General features: G+C 51.8%; 7 protein-coding genes and 1 tRNA gene. 7 read left to right on the top strand and 1 reads right to left on the bottom strand.

What is annotated here, in order from left to right:
- Positions 1–98: 98 nt before the first annotated feature.
- Entirely contained in the window at positions 99–1,184 is a 1,086-nt protein-coding gene (gene mltB, locus FEK66_RS13675; protein WP_130207614.1) for a lytic murein transglycosylase B, read from the top strand.
- A 45-nt stretch (positions 1,185–1,229) separates the two neighbouring features.
- Here mltB and FEK66_RS13680 read toward each other — a convergent pair whose 3' ends face one another.
- Positions 1,230–1,463 carry a hypothetical protein gene (locus FEK66_RS13680; protein WP_240782947.1) on the bottom strand — a complete coding sequence of 78 codons (234 nt, stop codon included), beginning with the start codon at positions 1,461–1,463 and terminating at the stop codon, positions 1,230–1,232.
- Between the two features lie 180 nt (positions 1,464–1,643).
- Between FEK66_RS13680 and pncC the strand changes: the two genes are divergently transcribed.
- From pncC to FEK66_RS13710, 6 genes are all read left to right on the top strand, one after another.
- A complete protein-coding gene (pncC, locus tag FEK66_RS13685) occupies positions 1,644–2,141 on the top strand; it encodes a nicotinamide-nucleotide amidase (protein WP_130214441.1) in 498 nt (165 codons plus the stop codon).
- A 79-nt stretch (positions 2,142–2,220) separates the two neighbouring features.
- Positions 2,221–3,282: a recombinase RecA gene (gene recA / locus FEK66_RS13690; protein WP_000963153.1), complete on the top strand. Its 1,062-nt coding sequence runs from the start codon at positions 2,221–2,223 to the stop codon at positions 3,280–3,282.
- Positions 3,283–3,519: 237 nt separating this feature from the next.
- Positions 3,520–4,020 (top strand): recombination regulator RecX, encoded by a 501-nt coding sequence (gene recX, locus FEK66_RS13695; protein ID WP_135494978.1) that lies wholly within the window; start codon positions 3,520–3,522, stop codon positions 4,018–4,020.
- A gap of 127 nt (positions 4,021–4,147) precedes the next feature.
- Complete coding sequence (alaS, locus tag FEK66_RS13700) at positions 4,148–6,778, top strand: alanine--tRNA ligase (RefSeq protein ID WP_130259311.1); 2,631 nt, start codon at positions 4,148–4,150, stop codon at positions 6,776–6,778.
- A 234-nt stretch (positions 6,779–7,012) separates the two neighbouring features.
- The gene (gene csrA / locus FEK66_RS13705; RefSeq protein ID WP_000906486.1) at positions 7,013–7,198 is read left to right on the top strand and encodes a carbon storage regulator CsrA; all 186 of its coding nucleotides are present in this window, start codon (positions 7,013–7,015) and stop codon (positions 7,196–7,198) included.
- Between the two features lie 313 nt (positions 7,199–7,511).
- Positions 7,512–7,604 (top strand) — tRNA-Ser (locus FEK66_RS13710).
- Positions 7,605–7,626: the final 22 nt, after the last annotated feature.

Genomic DNA, 7,626 nt, shown 5'->3' on the forward strand with positions numbered 1-7,626 from the left:
AGAGAAATGGAGTGCCGAAAACAGACTACCGCTTCCTTGTGCTGGGCGGGATGCTTTACCATACTTGCCCCTGGTTGAATTTGTTAAATGGACCCCTCATGTTCAAGCATCGTTATGTAACATTGCTTCCCCTTTTTGTGTTACTTGCCGCCTGTAGCAGCAAGCCAAAACCGACTGAGACTGAAACAACCACCGGAACGCCGTCCGGCGGCTTCCTGCTTGAGCCGCAGCACAATGTGATGCAGATGGGCGGAGATTTTGCCAATAACCCCAATGCCCAGCAGTTCATCGAAAAAATGGTGAACAAACATGGTTTCGATCGTCAGCAATTGCAGGAAATTCTCTCTCAGGCGAAACGTCTGGATTCGGTACTGCGGCTGATGGATAACCAGGCACCAACCACATCGGTGAAACCGCCATCTGGTCCTAACGGCGCATGGCTGCGTTATCGCAAAAAATTTATTACGCCGGATAACGTGCAGAACGGCGTGGTTTTCTGGAATCAGTATGAAGATGCGCTGAATCGCGCGTGGCAGGTGTATGGCGTACCGCCGGAAATTATCGTCGGGATTATCGGCGTCGAAACCCGCTGGGGGCGCGTGATGGGGAAAACCCGCATCCTCGATGCGCTGGCAACGCTGTCATTTAACTACCCACGCCGCGCGGAGTATTTCTCTGGCGAGCTGGAAACCTTCCTGCTGATGGCGCGCGATGAGCAGGACGATCCGCTCAATCTGAAAGGTTCCTTTGCCGGGGCGATGGGCTACGGACAGTTTATGCCGTCGTCTTACAAACAATATGCGGTAGATTTCAGCGGCGACGGGCATATCAACCTTTGGGATCCGGTTGATGCGATCGGTAGCGTGGCGAACTATTTCAAAGCGCACGGCTGGGTAAAAGGCGATCAGGTCGCGGTAATGGCAAACGGTCAGGCTCCAGGCTTGCCAAATGGCTTCAAAACCAAGTACAGCATTTCGCAGCTTGCCGCGGCAGGTTTAACGCCACAGCAGTCGCTGGGCAACCATCAACAGGCCAGCCTGCTGCGTTTGGATGTTGGAACAGGTTATCAGTACTGGTACGGTCTGCCGAACTTCTACACCATTACCCGTTATAACCACAGCACCCATTACGCAATGGCGGTCTGGCAGTTAGGACAAGCCGTGGCGTTGGCGCGCGTACAGTAACTATCTGCAAGAGGGAGGTTAAACTTCCCTCTGCTTTCTTACTGTTTATTCGAATGACGTAATTGCTTGATTTTTTTTCGACAGCGATATCGCATATCCCAGGCAGACAACGCCTAACGCGGCCTGACCGAAGTCGAAAGGTTCAAGATAGCCAGAAGATAAAATCTTACATATCACTGAAACCAGTGCGCTGATGCCACCAATGATGACCCACATACGTATTTGCGTGGTCTGTTTAAGCACGTTTTGGGGGGGGCTATCCGTTTTCTTTGTTGTCATTATTTTTCTCTCCTTGTGAATACCTGGCAATATGAACGCTGCATGGTAGCGTTTTTCTTTACCGGTTGGCCGCAACAGTCTTATTTCGGAATGCGACTCGTAAAATGAATCGCTGGTCCCCATCTTCTGCGGGAAAGTGCTATCTTGTCCGGCATAAATTTTTGACTGACAGAGGTTGAGATGACTGACAGTGAACTGATGCAGTTAAGCGAGCAGGTAGGGCTGGCGCTGAAATCCCGTGGCGCAACCGTAACAACCGCTGAATCCTGTACTGGCGGTTGGGTAGCGAAAGTGATTACCGATATTGCCGGCAGTTCCGCCTGGTTTGAACGCGGATTTGTCACCTACAGTAACGAAGCCAAAGCGCAGATGATCGGCGTACGCGAAGAGACGCTGGCGCAGCATGGCGCGGTGAGTGAACCTGTTGTGGTGGAAATGGCGATAGGCGCACTGAAAGCGGCTCGTGCTGATTATGCGGTTGCTATCAGTGGCATCGCCGGACCGGATGGCGGCAGCGAAGAGAAGCCTGTCGGCACCGTCTGGTTTGCTTTTGCCACAGCCCGCGGCGAAGGCATTACCCGCCGGGAATGCTTTAGCGGCGACCGCGATGCCGTGCGTCGTAAGGCGACGGCTTATGCCTTAAATACGCTGCGGCAACAATTTCTACAAAATACTTGATACTGTATGACTATACAGTATAATTGCTTCAACAGAACATATTGACTATCCGGTATTACCCGGCATGACAGGAGTAAAAATGGCTATCGACGAAAACAAACAGAAAGCGTTGGCGGCAGCACTGGGCCAGATTGAGAAACAATTTGGTAAAGGCTCCATCATGCGCCTGGGTGAAGACCGTTCCATGGATGTGGAAACCATCTCTACTGGTTCGCTTTCACTGGATATCGCGCTCGGAGCAGGTGGTCTGCCGATGGGCCGTATCGTCGAAATCTACGGACCGGAATCTTCCGGTAAAACCACGCTGACGCTGCAGGTGATTGCCGCTGCCCAGCGCGAAGGTAAAACCTGTGCGTTTATCGATGCTGAACACGCGCTGGACCCAGTCTATGCACGTAAACTGGGTGTCGATATCGACAACCTGCTGTGCTCCCAGCCGGACACCGGCGAGCAGGCACTGGAAATCTGTGACGCTCTGGCGCGTTCTGGCGCAGTAGACGTTATCGTCGTTGACTCCGTGGCGGCACTGACGCCGAAAGCGGAAATCGAAGGCGAAATCGGCGACTCTCACATGGGCCTTGCAGCACGTATGATGAGCCAGGCGATGCGTAAGCTGGCGGGTAACCTGAAGCAGTCCAACACGCTGCTGATCTTCATCAACCAGATCCGTATGAAAATTGGTGTGATGTTCGGTAACCCGGAAACCACTACCGGTGGTAACGCGCTGAAATTCTACGCCTCTGTTCGTCTCGACATCCGTCGTATCGGCGCGGTGAAAGAGGGCGAAAACGTAGTGGGTAGCGAAACCCGCGTGAAAGTGGTGAAGAACAAAATTGCAGCGCCGTTTAAACAGGCCGAATTCCAGATCCTCTACGGTGAAGGCATCAACTTCTACGGCGAGTTGGTTGACCTGGGCGTGAAAGAGAAGCTGATCGAGAAAGCAGGCGCGTGGTACAGCTACAAAGGTGAGAAGATCGGTCAGGGTAAAGCGAATGCGACTGCCTGGCTGAAAGATAACCCGGAAACCGCGAAAGAGATCGAGAAGAAAGTACGTGAGCTGCTGCTGAGCAACCCGAACTCAACGCCGGATTTCTCTGTAGATGACAGCGAAGGCGTAGCAGAAACTAACGAAGATTTTTAATCGTCTTGTTTGATACTCAAGGGGCGCATCTGCGACTCTGAGACGGATGACAAACGCAAAATTGCCTGATGCGCTACGCTTATCAGACCTACATGTTCTCTGCAATGTATTGAAGTTGCACGGTTTGTAGGACGGATAAGGCGCTCACGCCGCATCCGGCATGAACAACGCCACTTTGTCAGCAAAACCAGGGTCGCATCTGCGGCCCTTTTGTTTTTTAAGTTTTAAGGATATGCCATGACAGACTCAACATCCCGTCGCTCGGCATATGCTCGTCTGTTGGATCGAGCGGTACGCATTCTGGCGGTGCGCGATCACAGTGAGCAAGAATTGCGACGTAAACTCGCGGCACCGATTATGGGCAAAAATGGCCCGGAAGAGATTGATGCTACGGCAGAAGATTACGCGCGCGTTATTGCCTGGTGCCATGAACATGGCTATCTCGATGACAGCCGATTTGTTGCGCGCTTTATTGCCAGCCGTAGCCGCAAAGGCTATGGTCCGGCGCGTATTCGTCAGGAACTGAATCAGAAAGGTATTTCCCGCGAAGCGACAGAAAAAGCGATGCGTGAATGTGACATTGACTGGTGCGCGCTGGCACGCGATCAGGCGACGCGAAAATATGGCGAACCTTTGCCAACTGTCTTTTCAGAAAAAGTTAAGATCCAGCGTTTTCTGCTCTATCGTGGCTATCTGATGGAAGATATCCAGGAGATTTGGCGAAATTTTGCCGACTGAACGCATACGGTATTTTACTTCCCAGTCAAGAAAACTTATCTTATTCCCACTTTTCAGTTACCAGCCCGGCGGTTAAGACACGCTGTAGCTGGTGGCGATATTTCGTTAGCTTGATTTCAGGATAATTATGAGCAAGAGCACCGCTGAGATCCGTCAGGCGTTTCTCGACTTTTTCCATAGTAAGGGACATCAGGTAGTTGCCAGCAGCTCCCTGGTACCCCATAACGACCCAACTTTGTTGTTTACCAACGCCGGGATGAACCAGTTCAAGGATGTCTTCCTTGGGCTCGACAAGCGTAATTATTCCCGTGCTACCACTTCCCAACGCTGCGTGCGTGCGGGTGGTAAACACAACGACCTGGAAAACGTCGGTTACACCGCGCGTCACCATACCTTCTTCGAAATGCTGGGCAACTTCAGCTTCGGCGACTATTTCAAACACGATGCCATTCAGTTTGCATGGGAACTGCTGACCAGCGAAAAATGGTTTGCCCTGCCGAAAGAGCGTCTGTGGGTTACCGTCTATGAAAGCGACGACGAAGCCTACGAAATCTGGGAAAAAGAAGTAGGGATCCCGCGCGAACGTATTATTCGCATCGGCGATAACAAAGGTGCGCCATACGCATCTGACAACTTCTGGCAGATGGGTGACACTGGTCCGTGCGGCCCGTGCACCGAAATTTTCTACGATCACGGCGACCACATTTGGGGTGGCCCTCCGGGAAGCCCGGAAGAAGACGGTGACCGCTACATTGAGATCTGGAACATCGTCTTCATGCAGTTCAACCGCCAGGCAGATGGCACGATGGAACCGCTGCCGAAGCCGTCTGTAGATACCGGTATGGGTCTGGAGCGTATTGCCGCCGTGCTGCAACACGTAAACTCCAACTATGATATCGACCTGTTCCGTACGCTGATTCAGGCGGTGGCTAAGGTGACTGGCGCGACCGATCTGAGCAATAAATCGCTGCGCGTTATCGCTGACCACATTCGTTCTTGTGCGTTCCTGATCGCGGATGGCGTAATGCCGTCCAACGAAAACCGTGGTTATGTGCTGCGTCGTATCATTCGTCGCGCAGTGCGTCACGGCAATATGCTGGGCGCGAAAGATACCTTCTTCTACAAACTGGTTGGTCCGCTGATCGACGTTATGGGCTCTGCGGGTGAAGACCTGAAACGCCAGCAGGCGCAGGTTGAGCAGGTGCTGAAGACTGAAGAAGAGCAGTTTGCCCGTACTCTGGAGCGCGGTCTGGCACTGCTGGATGAAGAGCTGGCAAAACTTTCTGGTGATACGCTGGATGGTGAAACAGCTTTCCGCCTGTACGACACCTACGGCTTCCCGGTTGACCTGACGGCTGACGTTTGCCGTGAGCGCAACATCAAAGTTGACGAAGCTGGTTTTGAAGCAGCAATGGAAGAGCAGCGTCGTCGTGCGCGCGAAGCCAGCGGCTTTGGTGCCGATTACAACGCAATGATCCGTGTTGATAGTGCATCTGAATTTAAAGGCTATGACCATCTGGAACTGAACGGCAAAGTGACCGCGCTGTTTGTTGATGGTAAAGCGGTTGATGCCATCAATGCAGGCCAGGAAGCTGTGGTCGTGCTGGATCAAACGCCATTCTATGCAGAATCCGGCGGTCAGGTTGGCGATAAAGGCGAACTGAAAGGCGCTAACTTCTCCTTTGCGGTGGAAGATACGCAGAAATATGGCCAGGCGATTGGTCACATCGGTAAACTTGCTGCGGGTTCTCTGAAAGTGGGCGACGCGGTACAGGCAGATGTAGATGAAGCTCGTCGCGCTCGTATTCGTCTGAATCACTCCGCAACGCACCTGATGCACGCTGCGCTGCGTCAGGTTCTGGGTACTCATGTCTCCCAGAAAGGTTCGCTGGTTAATGACAAGGTGCTGCGTTTTGACTTCTCGCATAACGAAGCGATGAAACCAGAAGAGATTCGTGCTGTCGAAGATCTGGTGAACGCGCAGATTCGTCGTAACTTGCCTATCGAAACCAACATCATGGATCTCGAAGCGGCGAAAGCGAAAGGTGCGATGGCGCTGTTCGGCGAGAAGTATGATGAACGTGTACGTGTGCTGAGCATGGGCGATTTCTCCACCGAGCTGTGTGGTGGTACTCACGCCAGCCGCACCGGTGATATTGGTCTGTTCCGTATCATTTCTGAATCGGGTACTGCTGCAGGCGTTCGTCGTATCGAAGCGGTAACCGGAGAAGGTGCTATCGCCACCGTTCATGCAGACAGCGATCGCTTAAGCGAAGTCGCGCATCTGCTGAAAGGCGATAGCAATAATCTGGCTGATAAAGTGCGCTCAGTACTGGAACGTACGCGTCAGCTGGAAAAAGAGTTACAACAGCTTAAAGAACAGGCTGCCGCACAGGAGAGCGCAAATCTTTCCAGTAAGGCAATTGATGTTAATGGTGTTAAGCTGTTGGTTAGTGAGCTTAGCGGTGTTGAGCCGAAAATGTTGCGCACCATGGTTGACGATTTAAAAAATCAGCTGGGGTCGACAATTATCGTGCTGGCAACGGTAGCCGAAGGTAAGGTTTCTCTGATTGCAGGCGTATCTAAGGACGTCACAGATCGCGTGAAAGCAGGGGAACTGATTGGTATGGTCGCTCAGCAGGTGGGCGGCAAGGGTGGTGGACGTCCTGACATGGCGCAAGCCGGTGGTACGGATGCTGCGGCCTTACCTGCAGCGTTAGCCAGTGTGAAAGGCTGGGTCAGCGCGAAATTGCAATAATATAAGTGTCAGGCAATGCCGTGGACTTGCTTCACGGCATTCGCATCGACGCTATCGACAATGATAAAGTCAGGTTGAAGTTGTGTATATCGGCTAAACTTAGGTTTAACAGAATGTAATGCCATGACTGCTTAGATGTAATGTGTTTGTCATTGCTTACTTTTTGGCGTTATATGATGGATAATGCCGGGATACAGAGAGACCCGACTCTTTTAATCTTTCAAGGAGCAAAGAATGCTGATTCTGACTCGTCGAGTTGGTGAGACCCTCATGATTGGGGATGAGGTCACCGTGACAGTTTTAGGGGTAAAGGGCAACCAAGTACGTATTGGCGTAAACGCCCCGAAGGAAGTTTCTGTTCACCGTGAAGAGATCTACCAGCGTATCCAGGCTGAAAAATCCCAGCAGTCCAGTTACTAATCTTTCCGCGTCTCATCTTTAACGGTGAGACGCACCCTCAAAATTTCTCTTTCACTTCATTTTTTTCGCGTTACTCCCGTTCATTTAACTTTTGCCTTCATTTTTCTCTATCACTGCTACCTGTCAGAGGCCTGTTTTTCTGTTGATAAAACACTCTTTTTGACGTTTTTACAGACTAATTGAGCGCGAAGTGTGCAAACGATAAAAGTGTGGGAAAAATTGTTTGACTTATAAGTCTCAGAAAGTAATATGTGCGCCACGCAGCGACGATGAGCGATAAACAAGTTCTTCGAAGCACTCGTAAGAGGCGTGTGGTGAGGTGGCCGAGAGGCTGAAGGCGCTCCCCTGCTAAGGGAGTATGCGGTCAAAAGCTGCATCCGGGGTTCGAATCCCCGCCTCACCGCCATTTGCATCCGTAGCTCAGCTGG

The sequence above is a fragment of the Escherichia sp. E1130 genome, assembly GCF_005781065.1.
Lineage (GTDB): Bacteria > Pseudomonadota > Gammaproteobacteria > Enterobacterales > Enterobacteriaceae > Escherichia.